This is a genomic window from Rudaea sp. (genome assembly GCF_036383415.1).
Taxonomy (GTDB): Bacteria; Pseudomonadota; Gammaproteobacteria; order Xanthomonadales; family Rhodanobacteraceae; genus Rudaea.
The window spans coordinates 1-18,584 of the sequence record NZ_DASVOK010000203.1 but is presented as its reverse complement, the minus strand read 5'-3'; the positions used below and the strand labels follow the sequence as shown (position 1 = coordinate 18,584).

Genomic DNA, 18,584 nt, shown 5'->3' with positions numbered 1-18,584 from the left:
GGGAAGGCGACACGCTGACGTGGACGTCGGCGCCGGAGGTGCAGCCGGCGCAGAAGTTCATCTACGTGCGTGCAGCGGATGGCGTATTGCGCGTGGACTGGCAGGTGATGCGCGAAGGCGGCTTCGTGGTCGGCGACACACTCACCTGCAAACGCCGATGATTCAGCGCGCAAGTTGGGAAAGTCGTGGCGAATCCCAACCGCATTCTCGGGATATCCGAGCTTGCGTCGGAGTTCGCTTCGCTCAATCCAACCTGCGGCCTCAGCCCGGAATCTCCACCTCGACCAGCTTGCCAAGCAGCACCAGCGATTCCTGCCAGCCGAGGTAGCACATTTCCGCGGGAATTGCGTCGGGAATGCCTTCCTGCACGACATTCAATTCGGTGCCGCAGATCACGGCGCGCAGATCGATCGTCGTGATCATGGTGCCGGGAAGGTTGGGGTCGTCGAAGCGGTCGTCGTGGCGGATGCGCTCGTTCGGTACGAGTTCCAGATAGGTGCCGCCGAAGTTGTGGCCGCCGCCGGCAGAGAAGTTGGTGAACGACATGCGGTAGCGGCCGCCGACCTTGGCTTCGAGTTCGTGCACGGTGCAGGTGAAGCCGTTCGGCGCCAGCCATTTGCTCAGCGCGGCGGCATCGAGGAAGGCGCGATAGATGCGCTCGGGCGGCGCGCGCAGGACACGGTGAAGACGGATGGTGCTAGACATGATCATTTCTCGTTGGTAGAGGAGGAGCCCTCATTGTCAGCGACGAGCGGGAAACAGGAAAATCGACATCGACGCTAGACTAGCGTTGCACGATCGCATTGAACATTGGACCGAGTGAAGAGGACATGACCGAAGACAGAGCATTGCCAACGGCCGCCGACGCGGAAGCCACCAATCCACATTTCCCGCGCTGGAACGGCATTGCGCCGCTGCCGAACGCGCGCATGATGCTGCATGTCGGTGCCGAGACGGTGGAGAATTTCCTCGTCGTCGGCGACGCCTGGGGTCAGCTCGTCGCGATGGAATTGCCTGCGCACGCGCGCGTGCTGGACATCGGCTGCGGCTGCGCGCGCACGGCGCGCATGCTGCTGCATCATCCGCAGATCGAGGACTATCTCGGCGTCGACGTGATCCAGCCGTACATAGCCTGGAATTCGCGTTACATCTCGCCGGTGACCGAGGGACGTTTCCGCTTCGCCCATCTCGACGTACGCGGGCCGCGCTACAACCCCGAGGGCGCGTTGAGCGCGGAGGAAGTCGTTTTTCCCGCGGCAGACGGCAGCATGACCCTGGCCTTCGCCGCTTCGCTGTTTACTCATCTCAAGGAAGGTGCGGCGGTGCGCTACCTGCAGGAAGCACGGCGCGTGCTCAAGCACGGCGGCAAGCTGATCGCATCGATCCATGATCGCCCGGAGGATGGCAGCACGTTCAGCGGCGACGAATTCCGCGCCGACGTGCAGCCCGAGTATTTCCTCGCCTTGGCCGAACGCAGCGGATTCGCGCTCAGTCGTCGCGTGGGCGACGTCTGCGGACAGGAAACCTTCGTTCTGATCGCGCGATAAAATCCGGTTTTCTGCAACGCGACGCTGCGATCAAGAACTCCGCAGCGCGCGCATCTCGTCGGTCAGTTGCGACAACACCTTGTCCTGCGCGGCGAGATGCGCCTGGATCTGCATCGCTTCCTGCAGAACGGCGCTGGCATCGTCGTAAGTCTCGATCGCGCGCTTGTCCGACGCGGCGCCGTCGACCTTCTGGCCGACCATGATGATCGACAACAGCACGAGCTGGAGGAACGTCTGCGCGATCCAGGCGACCAGAGTGGCGGTGCCGCCGCGAACGGCATCGGGCAGGCTGATCAGCGCGAGTATGCCGAACAGATAAGCGCACCACATCGTGCCGACCCCGTCGGTGATCTTCACCGCGACAAAGGCGTTGAATCGCTGGATCACGCCGTTGTGCGGCAGACAGTCTCTCGTGCTGAACGGGATGCGTTCCTTGCGCTCGGCTATCCGGGGATGAGGGATGTAGTGGAAGATCAGGTTCACGCCGCATTTTGCGCAGGCATGCGCATCCGCGGCCACGTTCGCTCCGCATTGTGGGCAGGTCGACATGGGCACTCCTGTTCGAATGTTGGGGTCGAGAGTTGGCGCGAGATTATTGCTAGTGCGTGGCCGTGACGCGAATTACCGCATCGCCGACCCGCACGATCTGGCCGTCGCGAATCTTGCAGGATTTGCGCAGTTCGATCGCGCCGTCGACGGTCACGGCGCCGCTTGCGACCATGGCCTTGCCCGCACCGCCGCTGTCGCAGATGCCGGTGAGCTTGAGCAGGTGGTGCAACTCGACGTGATCGCGGTCGAGAGGGAATTCGATGGTCATGGGGTTAGGGTAGACGAGTTTGATCGGGGAGTGAATTGCAGCGCGGGATCGCAGGTTGTTGACCCGCCTCCACCTTCTCCGTAAAAGGAAGTCAATCAGAGCGGGGAGCAGGATCATGGCGATTTCAGGTGCGGGCGGAACGCCCGGTGGCGTAGGGCAGTTCCTCATCGGTTTCGTGCTTGCCGTGGTCGGCGGCTGGCTCCTGATGAACCAGGTGACCGTGACGAGCGGTATGTGGTCGTTGTGGGGCTACAACTCGTTCGGCCTGTCGCTGCTGCCGTTCGCGGCCGGCGTCGCGTTGTTGTTCTTCAATGGCAGGTCGATGTTGGGTTGGCTGCTGACGATCGCCGGGCTCGCCATCGTGCTCGCGGGCGTGATCGCCAACCTGCAGATCTATTTTCGCCCGACCAGCCTGTTCAACACACTGTTGATGCTTGTGCTGCTGTTCGGCGGCATCGGCTTGATTGCGCGTTCCCTGCGTTCGCAGGCGTGACCCGCTAAAAACAAAGAAGCAACTGGTCTGCTTGATGTCGATCCCGCTTCATCTCGTTCGTCGTCGAGATGGAAACGGCTTGCTCGCGGACAGCAGCGGTCGTCCGTCCAACCACACAGGAGACCAACGATGCGATTTCTATCCCTGATCCGGGTCCAGGAAAACACCGGAAAACAGCCCAGTGAACGCCTCATGCGCGAGATGGGCGAGCTGATGGGCGACATGACCCGGAACGGAACCTTGCTCGATACCGCCGGCCTGATGCCGACCGCCAAGGGCAAGCGCGTGCGCTTGCGCGGCGGCAAGATCACGCTCGTCGACGGGCCGTTTACCGAAACCAAGGAAGTGGTCGGCGGCTACGCGATGCTCCAGGCGCAGTCGCTGGAGGAAGCGATCGCGCTGACCGAGCGCTTCGTCGAACTGCACATCGCCGATGGCTGGGAGCTGGATTGCGAAGTGCGGCAAGTGATGGAGGCCGACTTCGGCTAGGAACCCTCTGCACAAGCTACTGCGCTCGACATTTCGCGCGCCGGCGGTGCTCGGAATCCTCACATACTTCTGTGTATGCTCCGGTTCCTGCGCTCCGGCGGCGCGCGAACTGTCTTCGCTCGTTACGCTTGTGCAGAGGGTTCTCGGCGCTCAGACGGCAGCAGCTGCCACGCCTACCGGCTTCAGGCGCAACTGAAACTCGCGCCGCATCAGCCACAGGCTGAATATGGCCTGCAGCGCGACGCTGGCGACCGAGGCCATCCATACGTCGCGCAGTTCGAAGCCGGGCTGCCGCGACAGCCAGATCGTCGGCAGCGCGAACGTGAGCAGGCGCGAGGCGCTGCTGATCAAGGAGGGCACCGTGTTGCCTAGCGCCTGGAACATGCCCGAGCAGGTGAACACGATGCCCTGGGCGACGAAGTTCCACGAGATGTAGCGCAGGAATTGCGTCGCGATCGCGACTACCGCCGCGTCCTGGGTGAATGCGCGCACGAACCAGTCCGGCTTCGCCTGGCAGATCAGGGTGAGGGCAAGCATCAACGCACTGCCGATGCCGATCGCGGAACGAAACGTGGCGCGCACGCGATCGGGCAGGCCGGCACCCATGTTCTGCCCGGCGACGGGCGACGTCGCAAACGCGACCGCCATGGCCGGCAGGAAGATCGCCTGCATGACGCGGGCGCCGATGCCGAAGCCGGCCTGCGCGGTCGCGCCGAAATCGCGGATGACTGTATAGATCACCGCCATGTAGATGAACATCAGGGCGAACTCGCCGCCGGCCGGCAGGCCGATGCCGAGAATGCGGCGCCATGTCTCCACGCGCGGTGCCCACAGTGCCCGCTCGAAAGCGACGAATTTTTCCAGCTTGATGAAATACAGCGCGAGCAGGACGACGCCGACGGCGATCGAGATCGTCGTCGCGAGCCCGGCGCCGGCGACGCCGAGGGCGCTGCCGGTGCCCCAGCCGGCGATCAGCACCGGCGCGAGTATCGCGTTGATCACGACGGTCAGCACCTGCACGAGCATCGTCGGCTTGGCGATGCCGGTTCCGCGCAGCGCCGAGCCCATCGAGACCGATGCGAATTGCAACGCCAGCCCGGGCAGATACCATGCTAGGTAGGCGATACCGGCATCCTGCGTCGCGGTATCGGCGCCGATCATGTGCATGTACGGCCCGATGGCGAGGTAGCCGAGCACGAGCGTGAGCAGGCCGCACAGCGCTGCGAGCAGCAAACTCTGATTGAACACCAGATTGGCGTCGCCCTGATCCTTGCGCCCGACCGCCTGCGCGATCAGCGTCACCGTGCCGACGCCGAGCACCTGAGTGAGCGCCATGACGATGAACATGATGTTGCCGGCGGCGCCGACGCCGGCAATCGCCGCGTCGCCGATGCGCGCGACGAAATACAGGTCGACGAGAAAATACAAGGTCTGGAACAACATGCCGATGCCGATTGGCATCGCCATCTTGATGATATGCCGGCTGACTGGCCCTTGGGTCAGATCGTGCATGGTGCGCTCCCGCGATGGAACGCGCGCACGTTAGCATGCGCGGGCCCTCGTCGTTATTGACGGGCTTCAGAGACGCCGCATGACAATCGTCAGGTCTTGCGGTTCGCGCGCATGGTTCGGTAGCGACAGCGCGTCACGGCACACGCGGTCGCGTGCACCGTGACGGATGTTTCCCTGCCGGATGTTTCAGGGCAGCGTGACGTAATCGGCGAGGAACGCGCGCGCCGACGGCGAATCGGTGCGATAGTCCTTGTCCGAGGACTTGCACTGCGTGTCGCCGGTGATCGTGATCGCGGCGACGATTTCGGTCTCGGTGCCGTTCGTGTCGTGCAGGAAATGCGGGCCCCCGGAATCGCCGTAGCAGGTACCACCGCTGTTGTTCGATCCGGTCGGCAGCATGTCGAAGGTCAGCCAGGCGTCGGTGAGGAAGCGGAAACCCTGGTCGACGTTCTGGCGCTCGACATTGCTGCTGTCGATGCCCTGCGGCCCCTTCTTGATCGAGTCGCGCGTCGAACCGTAGCCGACCGCGGTGAAGCGCGTGCCGTTGAGCGTGTGGTCGACCTTCATCGTATCGAACAGTCCGGCCGTAGGCAGAGTCGCCGGCGTAAGCGGCGGCGCGGAATCGAGCGTGATCACGGCGATGTCGTGCGGGTCGTTCTGCCCGCCCGTACCGTACAGCGGATTCGTGTGCGGCGTGCCGCTGTAGAAGGTGCCCGTCGTGCCGGTCGTATCGATCACCGGATCGAAAGTGACGAGGAACTGCCAGTCGGGATGGTCGGTGAGGTATTGCGCGATCGGCTGGGTGCAATGGCTGGCGGTGAGGAACACCTGTGGCGCGATCAGCGTGCCGGAGCACCACTGGAAGACGCCATCCGGCGTTTTCACGACCATCGAGCCCACATTGGGATGACCGTTGCCATCGGCCGTGCCGAACGTGATTGCCATCGCCGGCAACGCCGCCGCGGCAAGCAGGATGGCCGCGGCGAGGCGGTGGAATCTGCGGGAGGAATGGGGCTGCATCAGGGTCATACGTACTCCTGTGGTTGGAATGTAACGTATCGCGCGCTTGCGCGGCCGTGGTCCGAAGTCTACCCCCACCGGTCCGGCAGCGGGATTCTACGCGCGCAAAAGTAAAGACCGGATTAAGGTGCTTCGTGCGCGGGAGCCGGCGAAAGGGTCCCCGTGCTTGCGAAGTTCGCCCCGCGGCAGAAGAATCCTTCCCGGCTCAATCACACTGCAGTGTCATGTCGACGCTTCCCGAACTGGACAATCCGTTCTGGTCTTCGCTGGCCAGCGTCCATCGCGACCTGGCCCTGCGTTCGGGCGATGCCGCGCGCTATCCATCCGCGTACGCACCGTTCCTTGCGGTGGCCGATGTGCGGGCCGCGGCGCCGTCCGATCTCGAGGCCCTGGTCGCACCGGGCGAGAGCGTGTACCTGCTCGGCGTCGCGCCGAAGGCGCCGGCGCACTGGACGCTCGAGCCGTTTCGCCCGCTCGCGCAGATGATCTGCGAGCAACCGATTACGCAAGTCGAAGGGCCCGAGGCGATCGAATTGACCTCGGCTCATCGCGCCGACGTGCTCGCGCTGACCGCGCTGGTCTATCCGCATTATTTTCGCGAACGCACGATGAACATGGGCCGCTACTTCGGCATCTATCGCGATGGACGACTTGCGGCGATGATCGGCGAGCGTCTCGGTACGGACTCGGCGCGCGAGATGAGCGCGATCTGCACGCATCCGGATTTTGCCGGCCTGGGTTATGCGCGACGGCTGACCGCGATGCTGACCAACGACACGCTGCGTCAGGGCCGGCTGCCGTTCCTGCACGTCAGCCACGAAAACCCGCGCGCGAACCAATTGTACGAACGGATCGGCTTTCGCCTGCGCCGCGACATTCCGTTCTGGGCGCTGCGGCGCGGCTGAGCTTTGGTCACTCGCCGAGGCGTGCTATCAGCGACTTCGCCGCGGCCGGATTGCGCTCCTTCGCCGCGCTGATGAAGTAGATGAACACCTCGCGCGGCCTGGCTTTAGCTGTATCGGTCGTAGACGCGGCTTGCACGCGCGGCAGATCGGTCGGCTCCATGCCGCCGGCCCAGGCCTGCGCGCGTAGCGCCCAGGCGTCGAGATCGGCAGCGGCATAGCCAGCGTCGATGTCCGCTTCGCTGCGCATTAGCCGCGCGTAAACGAAGTCACCAGTCACATCGGCGAACGATGGATATTTCGGCGAGTCGGTGAACACCGTGGCGATGCGCTGGCGGCGTGCGAGTTCGAGATACTCCGCGCAGAGGAAACTCGCGTGGCGCACCTCGAGCACATGGCGCAGCGGCAGGCCGTCGAGCGCGCGCGGCAACTGATCGAAGAACGCGGCCAGGTCGGCGCGATCGAACACCTTGTACGGCGGTAGTTGCCAGTTGATCGGCCCGAGCCGATCGCCGAATTCGGCGAGGCCGCCGAAGACGAAGCCGTCGATCGCCTTGCCCGCGTCAGCCAGCGTGCGCCGGTCGGTGCAGAAGCGCGGCGCCTTGAGCGAGAACACGAAGCCGTCGGGCGTTTCGCTGCGCCAGCGCGCGTAGGTCGGCGGTTTCTGCGGACTGTAGTAGGTGCTGTTGATTTCGATCGAGGTGAGTTGCCGGCTCGCGAATTCGAGTTCGCGCTTCTGCGGCCATTTCGGCGGATAGAAATTGTTGCGCCATGGCGCGTAGTTCCAGCCACCGATGCCGACGTGGATTTTCGCACTCATCGCGGCGCTCCGGACAAAGCCGGATCGTATTGAAAACGGGACAGGCGCGCCACACCTCGGTGGCACCATTTCCCGTGCGCTAAGCTTGTCCGATGAAGATTGCCCTCGCTCAATGGCGCATCGAAGCGCCCGCGTCGTTCCAGGAATTCGCCGCACGCGTTTTCGCTGAAATCGCCGTGGCGGTGAAGCAAGGCGCGAGCATCGTCGTGCTGCCGGAATATCTCGCGCTCGAACTCGCCTCGACGCTCGATGCGAAAACGCGCGCCGATTTTCCCGCGACGCTCGCCGCGCTGCAGGCGGTGCACGTGGATTGGCTGCGCCTGTTCGCCGGGCTCGCAGTCGCACATCGCATCCATCTGCTCGCCGGCACCTTTCTGCTGGAACAACCGAACGGGAAATACCGCAACCGCGCTTATCTGTTTTCGCCGGACGGATCGCACGTCTTCCAGGACAAGCTCACCCTGACTGGATTCGAGAACGCCGCGGGCGTGATCGAGCCAGGCGATGCGCTCAAAGTGTTCGAATCGCGATACGGCCGCATCGCGATCGACATCTGCTATGACAGCGAATTTCCGCTCTACGCGCGTGCGCAGCGCGAGGCCGGGGCGCGCCTGCTGCTCGTGCCGAGTTGCACCGACACCGAAGCGGGCGCATCGCGCGTGCGCATCGGCTGCATGGCGCGCGCGCTCGAGAACCGCATCTACGTCGCCCAGTCGGTCACCGCGGGCGAGGCGCCCGACAACCCGGCGCTCGACACGAACACCGGGCGCGCCGCGGTCTACGCGCCCAGTGATCGCGGCCTGCCCGACGACGGTCTGGTCGCCGCCGCGACCCCCGGCGAGACGTGGCTGATCGCCGACGTCGATCTTGCCGCGCTCGAAGCGACGGCCGCGAATGCGCAGGTTGCGGTGCCCGTCGATTGGGGGCAGCAATCGCGCCCCGGCGTCGTGCGTGCAAAAGTGGAAACGCTGTAGCGGTGCGATCAGAAGCGGATCGAAGAGGCGACCCAGAGCGAGGTCGTCGCCAGAGCGCATCCGATCAGCGTCGCTGCGAGCACATCGCTCGGATAGTGCAGCCCGAGCACGACGCGCGAGGCGGCGACGAGCAGGGCGAACGGGATCAGCAGCGGCGCGAGCAGCGGGAACCAGGCGAGCGCGATGATCGTGAACGTAACCGCGTGCAGGGTGTGGCCGGAAGGAAAGCTGAACTCGTCGAGCGGCAACACCAGCGGCACGATGTCGCGATGCGTGCGGAACGGACGCGGGCGCCGCGTCCAGCGCTTGAGCGTGCGGTACATCGCGGCGGCGACGAGGCCGGTCAAGGCCATCTGCAACGCGACGAGAATGCCCTTGGCGCCGCCGAACAGCGCGATCGCGAGCATGAGCACGTACCAGAACACGCCGTCGCCGAGGCGGCTGATCACACCGAAGAAGCCGGCGATCGCCTTGCGCCCACCCCAATCGTTGGCGCGCTTGCACAGGCGCACTTCGCGGCTGCGCAGTTCGAGAGTCTGCAGAAGTTGCATCGCGCTCATGTCGCTCCCTCGCGGAGGTTGCCGTTGCCGGTGATCTTGGCGCCGGGCTGCGGCAGACCTGCAAGCAGCTTGGCGAATTGGGCGGCGACCGTGGCCGGTTCGAGTTCGGCGACGGCACCGACCGCGGCGGCGCGGATGTCCGCGCGCGTCACGTCGCCACGAACGAGGTCGAGCGTCGCGCGCACGAAGGCGTCTTCGTTGGCGAACGGCACGCGTCGGCCGCAGTCGGGAGTGAGGTGCTCGCGTGCGGCGCCATAGTCGAAGGCCACGGTCGGCAGGCCGCTGGCGAGTGCCTCGAGGGTGACGTTGCCGAAGGTCTCGGTCAGGCTCGGGAACACGAACAGGTCGGCGCTGGCGAAATGGCGCGCAAGATGGATGTCGCGCTGGATGCCGGCAAAGATGAAGTCGGGATTCTCGGCCGCGAGAGCGGCGCGCGCGGGGCCGTCGCCGACCCAGACATAGCGCGCATCGCGGTGGATCTTCTGGATCTCGCGGAATGTGCGCACCGCGAGCGGCAGGTTTTTTTCCGGAGCGATGCGTCCGACGTAGATCACCGCAAGCTGGCCGGGCTTGAGCCCCCATTTCGCGCGCAATGCTTCGTCGCGATGCGCCGGCGAGAACAGCGTATTGTCCACCGCGCGGCGCAGCAGGACGACGTTGCCGAACTTGTTCTCGATCAGGAAATCACGCAATTCGATCGTCGGCACCAGCGTCGCTGCGCCCTGGCGATGAAAGCGGCGCAGATAGGCGAACACGACCGGGGTGAGAAAGCCGAAGCCGTAGTGGCGCGCGAAGTCGTCGAAACGCGTGTGGAAACCGGTTGCGGCGGGAATGCCCAGCGCACGTGCGGCGCGCAGCGCCGAATAGCCGAGCGGGCCCTCGGTGGCCGCGTAGATCGCGTCAGGGCGCTCGTCCTTCCACAGTTTGCGCAGGCGCCGCGCAGTCGGCAGGCCGAACTGCAGGCCCGGATACTTCGGCAGGCGCGCGCCACGCACGAGCACGTCGGGACTGTTTTCGTCCGTGCCGGCATCGTCGTCGGCCTGGCGCGGACGCACGACCTGCACCGTATGCCCGGCCTCGCGCAGACCCTGCGCCAGACTCGCCACGGTCAACGCGACGCCGTTGATTTCCGGCGGGAACGTTTCGGTGACCATGGCGATGCGCATCGGTGGGCTCCGCGCGGCTGTTTCCGCGTACTGTGCGCACGCTAGTGCCGTGGGGTGTACAGGGCGTTACCGAATTGTTTCGGTCGCGTTACCGCGTGCTTTGGCTCGTCATTCCGGTTCGAACCGCCTTGCGTGGATGCCGAAGCGAACTGCCCGAAGGGCACGCTGCAGGACGCCGCATGTAATCCACGGGTTCGTCTTTCGATCTTTCGCTTGTAAGAGCAAGAGCCTCCACTCGCCTTCGGCGAGCGGGTGACTTCTCTTTGCACGAGCAAAGAGAAGTCACCAAGAGAAACACGCCCCGCCACCGCACTTTCGCTGCGCGAAAGTGCCCTGCGCTTCTCGGCGCCGGCGGGCCGGCGCGAACTCGCGCATCCCTGCGCTCGGACATGCGCGCCTTTCCCCCGCCGCCGCCTGCGATGCTCGGTGCGGTGAAAGGGGGAAGAAGGTCAAGAGCGAAAAGCAACAGATTCCTTTCCCGGCACGCGACGCGGGAAAAGATGCCGAAGGCGAAACGGGTGCTCTTGATTTGCTTCTGCGCGCAGGAGCGCGCTGCTGTGGCTTTTCCGGGTCCCCATTGCATTGTGGCGGCAGCGGTCGGAAACGCCCGCAGGGGCGGCGCGATGGATCGCGCCGATTCCGTTGTCTGGACAGGGATGTGCAGTCAACGGAACCCGGCCGCTGACGCGGACCTTTCGGGCAGGATGCCCGAAAGGCGCAATGCTCTGGGGCGCATTCTCTTTGGTGACTTTCTCTTGTGCGAGCAAGAGAAAGTTACCCGCTCGTCCGCAGGACGAGTGGAAGCCTTTGCTCTTATCGACTACAGATAAAAAAGCAAAGACCAACGCTGCACTTACGTCGTGACGGCTTCGACGACGCGCGGCGGTGAGGCTGGCGAGGTTTCGCGCGACTGTTGTTGCATTGCCCACAGCGCCGCGTAGCGGCCACCCTGGGCAAGCAGCTCGATATGCGTGCCACGCTCGACGATGCGGCCATGATCGAGCACGAGAATCTCGTCGGCGTCGACGATAGTCGACAGACGATGCGCGATGACGAGTGTGGTGCGCTCGCGCGCGATCTCGGCGAGTTCGGCCTGGATGACTTTCTCGGTGCGCGTGTCGAGCGCGCTGGTCGCTTCGTCGAAGACGAGGATGGTCGGGTTCTTGAGCAGGGTGCGCGCGATCGCGACGCGCTGCTTTTCGCCACCGGACAATTTCAAACCGCGCTCGCCGACGCCGGTGTCGTAGCCCTGCGGCAGCGAGACGATGAAGTCGTGGATGTGCGCGGCGCGCGCTGCGGCGATCACATCGTCGCGCGTCGCCTCGGGCTTGCCGTAGGCGATGTTGTAATAGATCGAATCGTTGAACAGCACGGTGTCCTGCGGCACGATGCCGATCGCGTTGCGCAGTGATTCCTGGGTGACCGCGCGGATGTCCTGACCGTCGATGCGGATCGCGCCGCCGTTGACGTCGTAGAAGCGGTAGAGCAGGCGCGACAGAGTCGACTTGCCCGCGCCCGTGGTGCCGACGACGGCGACCGTCTTGCCGGCGGGAATGGAAAAAGCCACGTCGTGCAGGATGACTCGCGCGGGATCGTAACCAAACGACACGTTGTCGAAGCGTACTTCGCCGCCGCGCAGCGCGATCGGCTTCGCGTCCGGGGCGTCGCGGATTTCCTGCGGCTCGGCGAGCAGGCCGAACATGCGCTCGATGTTGGTCAACGCCTGTTTGACCTCGCGGTAGACCATGCCGAGGTAGTTGAGCGGGATCGAGAGCTGGATCAGGAACGCGTTGACCATGACCAGGTCGCCGATCTTCAGCGTGCCGGCGACGACGCCGGCGGAGGCGCGCCAGAGCAGCAGGGTCAAGCCGATCGCAACGATCGCGGTCTGGCCAATGTTGAGCGCGGCCAGCGACTTCTGCGACTTCACGGTCGCCTCTTCGAGATTGCGCAGGCTCACGTCGAAACGGCGCAACTCGTGCTGTTCGTTGCCGAAATACTTGACCGTCTCATAGTTGAGCAGCGCGTCGACGTTGCGTGCGTTGGCCTCGGTGTCGGCTTCGTTCGCCGCGCGATAGAAGCGCAGGCGCCACTCGGTCATCGAGAAGGTGAAGGCGATGTAGACGACGAGCGTGGCGAGCGTGATCGCGGTAAAGCTCCAGTCGTAGTTGAGCATGAGGATCGTGCAGATCACCGAGATCTCGAACAGCGTCGGCAGGATCGTGTAGATCGTCCAGTCGAGCAGGTCGGAGACCGAGGTCATGCCGCGTTCGACGTCGCGCGCGACTCCGCCGGTGCGCCGGTCGAGATGGAAGCGCAAACTCAAATTATGCAGGTGGGCGAACACGCGCAAGGTGATTTCGCGCGAGGTGCGCGCGAGCACGCGCGCAAACACGATCGTGCGCAGTTCCTGGAAGAACGAGGTCGACAGGCGCAGCGCGCCGTAGGCCATCAGCAACAGCAGCGGGATGACGAGCGGCGACGGCTTCACGTCGAGGCCGTCGACGAGGTGCTTGAGCACGACCGGCACGGCAATGTTGGCCAGCTTGCCGACGACGAGGAAGGCGAGTGCGGCGAACACGCGTCCGCGGTAGTGCCATACGGTCGGCATCAGGCGGCGGAAGGCGCCGACCAGGGTGGTGCGCGAGGTGTCTTGGGTCGATGGCATCGCGGTTCGATGTGGAGGCGGTTGGCGGTTTTTCCAGCCTCGGCCATGTACGAGGGCGAAGAGGGCCCGACTCCCGACAGTTTAACGTTGCAAGAGGTATGATCTTTCCACTTCGTTGGATGGGAGAGTGCGATGCGCAAATCGATTTTGTTGGCAATCCTGCTGGTCTCGGGCACGGGGACAGTTTTTGCCCAGGACGCGGCCAAGCCGGCCGGCGTCGAGCAGAAGAAGGCGCCCGCGGGCGCGTCGGTGTTCATCGTCTCGCCGAAGGACGGCGAAACGGTGGGGCAGGAGTTTGTGGTCAAGTTCGGTGCCAAGGGCGTCGCGATTCGTCCGGCCGGCGACCCGACCCCGGGCACGGGGCATCATCACCTGCTGATCGACGTGGCAGAACTGCCGCCGGGCAATGCGCCGATCCCGAACGACGCCACGCACAAGCACTACGGCAAGGGCCAGACGGAGGACACAATCAAGCTGCCGCCGGGCGACCACACCCTGCAGCTGGATTTTGCCGATCTCTCGCACGTGCAATTCGATCCGCCGCTGGTGTCGAAGAAGATCACCGTACATGTGAAATGACTCCTGCCTCCCTTCTCCCATCGGGAGAAGGTGGCGCGGCAGCGCCGGATGAGGGAAGAGCGCCGCGATTTGTGGATGATCTTCGAGCTCGGAAAGGCTTTTCCCTCATCCGCCCCTGCGGGGCACCTTCTCCCGGTGGGAGAAGGGAAGAAAAAACTACGCCGTCTTTTGCGCCTTGAGCCCCAGTTCATCCGCCATCGCCTGGCGCAGGATGAATTTCTGAATCTTCCCGGTTACGGTCATCGGGAATGAATCGACGAACCGTACGTACCGCGGCACCTTGTAGTGCGCGATCTCGCCCTTGCAGAAGTTCTTGAGTTCGGTCTCGTCGGCGCTCGCGCCGGGCTTGAGGATCACGCAGGCGCAGAGCACCTCGCCGAACTTCGCATCGGGCACGCCGACGCATTGCACGTCCTGTACCTTCGGATGGCGGTAAAGGAACTCCTCGACTTCGCGCGGATAGACGTTCTCGCCGCCGCGAATCACCATGTCCTTCGAGCGGCCGACGATGTTGCAGTAGCCTTCCGCGTCGATCATGGCGAGATCACCCGTGTGCATCCAGCCGGTGCGGTCGAGCACCTCGGCAGTCTTCGCCTCGTCGCCCCAGTAGCCGAGCATGACCGAGTAGCCGCGCGTGCACAGTTCGCCGGGCTCGCCGCGCGCGACGATGCGGCCATTCTCGTCGACGATCTTCACCTCGAGATGCGGATGGATGCGACCGACCGTCGACACGCGGCGCTCGATGCTGTCGCTGGTCGCACTTTGGAAACTCACGGGTGAGGTTTCGGTCATGCCGTAGGCGATCGTCACATCAGTCATGTGCATGTGTTCGATCACCTGGCGCATGACCTGGATCGGGCAGGGCGAGCCGGCCATGATGCCGGTGCGCAAACTGGACAAATCGTATTTCGCAAAGTCCGGGTGACCTAATTCGGCGATGAACATTGTCGGCACGCCGTACAGTCCGGCGCAGCGTTCGGCCTGGATCGTTTCGAGCACCGCGCCCGGGTCGAAGGCGTCGCCCGGATAAACCATCGTCGCGCCGTGGGTGACGCAGCCGAGGTTGCCCATGACCATGCCGAAGCAGTGGTACAGCGGCACCGGAATGCACAGGCGCTCGCCCGGCGCGAGCTTGATCGTCTCGGCGACGAAGTAACCGTTGTTGAGGATGTTGTGATGGGTCAGCGTCGCGCCCTTGGGCAGGCCAGTCGTGCCCGAGGTGAACTGGATGTTGATCGGATCGTCGAACTGCAGGCGCGCGCCGATCGCGACCAACTGTTCGCGTTCCTCCGCTCTCGCTTCGACGAGCAGCGCATCGAAGTTGTGCGTTCCCGGCGAGGATTGCGCGCCCAGGCGCACCACGTGGCGCAACCCGGGCAGCCTCGAGGCGGCGAGCGCACCGGGCGCGCACTGCGCGAGTTCCGGCGCGATGTCGCCGAGGATGTCGAGATAGTTGCTCGATTTGAAACTCGGTGCGAGCACGAGCGCCTTGCAGCCGACCTTGTTCAGCGCGTATTCCAACTCGCTGCGTCGGTAGGCCGGATTGATGTTGACCAGGATCAGCCCGGCCTTGGCCGTGGCGAACTGGGTCAGTGTCCATTCGGCGCAGTTCGGCGCCCAGATGCCTACGCGCTCGCCCGGTTTGAGGCCGAGGCGCAGCAGACTCGCGGCGACGCGATCGACGCGGTCGGCGAGTTCGGCATAGGTCCAGCGCACGTTCTGCTGGCGCGAGATCAGCGCGTCGCGCGCCGGGTGTTCGCGCGCGATGCGGTCGAAGCACGCACCTATCGTTTCGCCGATCAGCGGCACGGACGAGGTGCCGCTCACGTAGCTCGGTATGCCTGGCATCGCCCTCTCTCTCTCGCCGGAACCCGCGAAATATTGCAGCGGCAGCAAGGGCTGTCCATAGCCCCTTCGTTCGCATCGCTACCTCTCCCACGGCTGGTGGGGAAGAGGGCGTGGCGACCGTCAGTGCGACAGGTCGATCGAATACGCCGCCGTGCCGTCGCCGTTGTCCTTGACCAGCGCGATGTTCTTCAGCCCCGCGGCATGGGCGACGTCGAGCTTGCCCGCGGCCGAGGTGAATATGATCGGGCCGGCCGTCTTCACCTTAGCGAAGCGCCAGCTACGCTGGTCGCCGAACTTCCTGCGCGTGATCTCGCGCTGCGCGCGGACGAAGCCGATCAGCGCATCACGGTTCGTGTCGGGTGCGGAGAACACGGTATTGCCGCCGTCGAGGCCCGGGAAGCTGCCGCCGCCGGCGGCGCGGTAGTTGTTGGTGACGACGATGAACTCCGCGTCGTCACGCACCGGCTTGCCGCGATACTTGAGGTCGACGATGCGCTGGCCCAGCTCGCGGGTGACGTCGATCGTCCAGGTGAGGTCGCCCTGCAGTACATCGAAGTTGTAGGTCGGGAACTTGGTGTTGACCAGTTCCTGCGTCTCGTGTTTGGCCGGGTCGATGCGATGGAACCAGCCAGCGGATTTTTCCAGCCACGCCTTCACGCCTGCGCCGTTCACCTTCACCGCGGTCAGCGTGTTCGGATAGAGATAGAGGTCGGCGGCGTTGTTGATCGCGAGCGTGCCGGCCGGCACGTCGGTGTAATCGTTCGGTCCGCCGAAGCCGGCCTTGAACGGCGAAGCCGCGCCGAGCACGGGCAGCGACGCGTACTGCGGCAGGTTCTGCTTGATGTATTTCTGCGCGTAATCGCGCTCGGCAGCGTTGACCAGCGCCAGCGCCGAAGTGTCGCCCACGGCGACGAAGTAGGTGCTGATGTCGTAGTCGCTGCGGCCGATCGGCGTCTTCACGTATTCGATCGCGCCGGCGTGTTCGTCCTTGACCAGCTCGGCGATGTGCTCGTCGGCAGTCGTGCCCTTGACCGAACGTACCTCGGACTTGCTCGCCGCGCGATCGACCTGCCAATGACCGTCGTTCCAGACCAGCGCCAGCTCGATCACGCCGAGGCTCTTGCCGAAATAGTTGCCCATCACCGCGGGCACGCCACGCACGAGACCGCGCGCATTGTCGACCTCGGGCATATGCGCGTAACGCGACTTCGCATCGGCGGGATTGGGGAACACATCATGCGAATGGCCGAGCATCACGACATCGACGCCTGGCACGCCGGCGAGATGCCAGCCGGCGTTTTCGAGCCGTTCCGAGTAGGGCGCGGGATTGAGGCCGCAATGGCAGATCGCGACGACGGCGTCGGCGCCGGCCGCCTTCACTTCCGGCACATACTTCTGCGCCGCTTCGACCACGCCCATCACGGTGACCTTGCCGTCGAGATTGCGCTTGTCCCAGTCGAGGATCCAGGTCGGGGTGAAGCCGAGCACGCCGACCTTGATTGGGGTCTCGACCGTCTTGCCATCCGCAGTCTGCGTCTTGATCGTGCGTGCGAGTACTTTCCACGGCGCATACAGCGGCTTGCCGTCCTTCGCGCTGAACACGTTCGACAGCACGAGCGGGAAATCCGGCCCTTTGCAATGCTCGACCGGAACATTCGTCACGTCGAACGCGGTGCCGGTGACCTGGCTCAGGAACGGCAGGCCGTAATTGAACTCGTGGTTGCCGATCGTCGCGGCATCGTAGCCGAGCGCGTCCATCGCCTTGTACACCGCCAGTTCCTGCCCGCAGGCCACTGGCTTGACCTGCGCCTCGTAGTCGGCGAGCACGGTGCCCTGGATCGTGTCGCCGGCGTCGAACAGCATGGTGTTGGTGAATTCCTTGCGCGCTGCATGGACCAGCGTCGCCGCGCGCTCGAGGCCGATGGTCTTGTCCTCGGCGAGCTTGTAGTAGTCGTAGCTCATCACGTTCGAATGAATATCGGTCGTTTCGAGCAGGACGAGTTGCGCATGTGCGCCAGGCGCGAGTTGCGCCGATTTCGTGGGCACATGTCCGAGGGCAGCGCAGCCGGCAAGGAATGCAGCGGCTGCTGCTGCGAGTAACCATCGTTTCATCGTCTGCATTCTCTGGCCGAAAAGCGAAGTTTAGCGCGCCTTCTGTTACTCTTTCCGCCCGTTTTTCGACCTGTTTTCGCAATGACCGTCCGCACCCGCTTCGCCCCCAGTCCCACCGGCTACCTGCACATCGGCGGCGCGCGCACCGCGCTGTACTGCTGGCTGGAGGCGCGGCATCGCGGCGGCGAATTCATCCTGCGCATCGAAGATACGGATCGCGAGCGTTCGACCGATGCCGCCGTGCAGGCGATTCTCGATGGCATGCGCTGGCTCGACCTCAACGCGGACGAAGGCCCGTACTACCAGACTCTGCGCATGGATCGCTATCGTCATGTCGCCGAGGAATTGATCAAGGCCGGCAAGGCCTATTACGCCTACGAGACCAAGGACGAGCTCGAAGCGATGCGCAACGCCGCGATGGCGGCGAACGAGAAACCGCGCTACAACGGTTATTACCGCGAGCGCAACGAGGCCTACCGCGACGATCCGAATCGGGTGATCCGCTTCAAGAACCCGCAGGGCGGCAGCGTCGTGTTCGACGACAAGGTCAAGGGCCGCGTCGAGTGGAGCAACGACGAGCTCGACGATCTCGTCATCTTCCGCTCCGACGGCTTTCCGACCTACAACTTCGCCGTCGTCGTCGACGACATCGACATGGGCATCACCGACGTGATTCGCGGCGACGACCACGTCAACAACACGCCGCGCCAGATCAACATCTATCACGCGCTCGGCGCGAAGGTGCCCGCGTTCGCGCACCTGCCGATGATCCTCGGCGCCGATGGACAGAAGCTGTCGAAGCGCCATGGCGCGGTCAGCGTCATGCAGTACCGCGACGACGGCTTCCTGCCGCATGCGCTGCTCAACTATCTCGTGCGTCTGGGCTGGTCGCACGGCGATCAGGAAATCTTCTCGCGCCAGCAGATGATCGATCTGTTCGACGTCAGCGACGTGAACAAGGCTGCCGCGCGCTTCGATCTCGACAAGCTGAAATGGCTGAATGCGCAGTACATCAAGAACGACGATCCGCTCGAACTCGCACCTGAGTTCGAGTGGCACCTGCGCATGCAGGGCCTC

General features: G+C 64.4%; 18 protein-coding genes. 7 read left to right on the top strand and 11 right to left on the bottom strand.

The features are described from left to right. Positions 1-261: 261 nt before the first annotated feature. Positions 262-705, bottom strand: a complete 444-nt coding sequence (locus VF497_RS08060; protein WP_330887478.1) for an SRPBCC family protein — start codon at positions 703-705, stop codon at positions 262-264. A 125-nt stretch (positions 706-830) separates the two neighbouring features. On the opposite strand from VF497_RS08060, the gene VF497_RS08055 reads away from it, so the two are divergent. Then, on the top strand, positions 831-1,547 hold the full coding sequence (locus tag VF497_RS08055) for a class I SAM-dependent methyltransferase (protein WP_330887476.1): 717 nt from the start codon (positions 831-833) through the stop codon (positions 1,545-1,547). A gap of 30 nt (positions 1,548-1,577) precedes the next feature. Here VF497_RS08055 and VF497_RS08050 read toward each other — a convergent pair whose 3' ends face one another. Together VF497_RS08050 and VF497_RS08045 are read right to left on the bottom strand one after the other, a co-directional pair. Continuing rightward, on the bottom strand, positions 1,578-2,096 hold the full coding sequence (locus VF497_RS08050; RefSeq protein WP_330887474.1) for a zinc ribbon domain-containing protein: 519 nt from the start codon (positions 2,094-2,096) through the stop codon (positions 1,578-1,580). Positions 2,097-2,145: 49 nt separating this feature from the next. Then, positions 2,146-2,364, bottom strand: coding sequence for an RNA-binding S4 domain-containing protein (locus VF497_RS08045; protein WP_330887473.1), 219 nt, complete (start codon positions 2,362-2,364; stop codon positions 2,146-2,148). Positions 2,365-2,479: 115 nt separating this feature from the next. On the opposite strand from VF497_RS08045, the gene VF497_RS08040 reads away from it, so the two are divergent. Next, the gene (locus tag VF497_RS08040) at positions 2,480-2,857 is read left to right on the top strand and encodes a hypothetical protein (protein WP_330887471.1); all 378 of its coding nucleotides are present in this window, start codon (positions 2,480-2,482) and stop codon (positions 2,855-2,857) included. A gap of 129 nt (positions 2,858-2,986) precedes the next feature. Continuing rightward, positions 2,987-3,346: a YciI family protein gene (locus VF497_RS08035; protein ID WP_330887469.1), complete on the top strand. Its 360-nt coding sequence runs from the start codon at positions 2,987-2,989 to the stop codon at positions 3,344-3,346. Between the two features lie 150 nt (positions 3,347-3,496). Here VF497_RS08035 and VF497_RS08030 read toward each other — a convergent pair whose 3' ends face one another. Next, the gene (locus VF497_RS08030) at positions 3,497-4,858 is read right to left on the bottom strand and encodes an MATE family efflux transporter (RefSeq protein WP_330887467.1); all 1,362 of its coding nucleotides are present in this window, start codon (positions 4,856-4,858) and stop codon (positions 3,497-3,499) included. 186 nt (positions 4,859-5,044) lie between these two features. Continuing rightward, entirely contained in the window at positions 5,045-5,887 is an 843-nt protein-coding gene (locus VF497_RS08025) for a trypsin-like serine protease (protein WP_330887465.1), read from the bottom strand. Positions 5,888-6,102: 215 nt separating this feature from the next. Between VF497_RS08025 and VF497_RS08020 the strand changes: the two genes are divergently transcribed. Next, complete coding sequence (locus VF497_RS08020) at positions 6,103-6,783, top strand: GNAT family N-acetyltransferase (RefSeq protein ID WP_330887463.1); 681 nt, start codon at positions 6,103-6,105, stop codon at positions 6,781-6,783. A gap of 7 nt (positions 6,784-6,790) precedes the next feature. Here VF497_RS08020 and VF497_RS08015 read toward each other — a convergent pair whose 3' ends face one another. After that, a complete protein-coding gene (locus VF497_RS08015) occupies positions 6,791-7,600 on the bottom strand; it encodes a DUF72 domain-containing protein (protein WP_330887461.1) in 810 nt (269 codons plus the stop codon). A 92-nt stretch (positions 7,601-7,692) separates the two neighbouring features. On the opposite strand from VF497_RS08015, the gene VF497_RS08010 reads away from it, so the two are divergent. Further along, positions 7,693-8,574: a carbon-nitrogen hydrolase family protein gene (locus VF497_RS08010; protein ID WP_330887458.1), complete on the top strand. Its 882-nt coding sequence runs from the start codon at positions 7,693-7,695 to the stop codon at positions 8,572-8,574. A gap of 8 nt (positions 8,575-8,582) precedes the next feature. Here the strand turns inward: VF497_RS08010 and VF497_RS08005 are convergent, their stop codons facing one another. The 3 genes from VF497_RS08005 to VF497_RS07995 form a co-directional block, all read right to left on the bottom strand. Continuing rightward, complete coding sequence (locus tag VF497_RS08005; RefSeq protein WP_330887456.1) at positions 8,583-9,134, bottom strand: phosphatase PAP2 family protein; 552 nt, start codon at positions 9,132-9,134, stop codon at positions 8,583-8,585. Then, entirely contained in the window at positions 9,131-10,300 is a 1,170-nt protein-coding gene (locus VF497_RS08000) for a glycosyltransferase family 1 protein (protein ID WP_330887454.1), read from the bottom strand. The genes VF497_RS08005 and VF497_RS08000 overlap by 4 nt, the downstream gene beginning before the upstream one ends. 853 nt (positions 10,301-11,153) lie before the next feature. Further along, complete coding sequence (locus tag VF497_RS07995; RefSeq protein WP_330887452.1) at positions 11,154-12,968, bottom strand: ABC transporter ATP-binding protein/permease; 1,815 nt, start codon at positions 12,966-12,968, stop codon at positions 11,154-11,156. Between the two features lie 132 nt (positions 12,969-13,100). Here VF497_RS07995 and VF497_RS07990 point away from each other — a divergent pair, with 132 nt between their 5' ends. Next, positions 13,101-13,547, top strand: a complete 447-nt coding sequence (locus tag VF497_RS07990; protein ID WP_330887451.1) for a DUF4399 domain-containing protein — start codon at positions 13,101-13,103, stop codon at positions 13,545-13,547. A gap of 156 nt (positions 13,548-13,703) precedes the next feature. On the opposite strand, the gene VF497_RS07985 is transcribed toward VF497_RS07990, so the two are convergent. Continuing rightward, positions 13,704-15,395: an AMP-binding protein gene (locus VF497_RS07985; RefSeq protein WP_330887449.1), complete on the bottom strand. Its 1,692-nt coding sequence runs from the start codon at positions 15,393-15,395 to the stop codon at positions 13,704-13,706. A gap of 120 nt (positions 15,396-15,515) precedes the next feature. Next, positions 15,516-17,516 carry a bifunctional 2',3'-cyclic-nucleotide 2'-phosphodiesterase/3'-nucleotidase gene (locus tag VF497_RS07980; protein ID WP_414706867.1) on the bottom strand — a complete coding sequence of 667 codons (2,001 nt, stop codon included), beginning with the start codon at positions 17,514-17,516 and terminating at the stop codon, positions 15,516-15,518. Positions 17,517-17,588: 72 nt separating this feature from the next. On the opposite strand from VF497_RS07980, the gene gltX reads away from it, so the two are divergent. Continuing rightward, a partial coding sequence (gene gltX, locus VF497_RS07975; RefSeq protein ID WP_330887445.1) for a glutamate--tRNA ligase occupies positions 17,589-18,584 on the top strand: 996 nt, incomplete at its 3' end.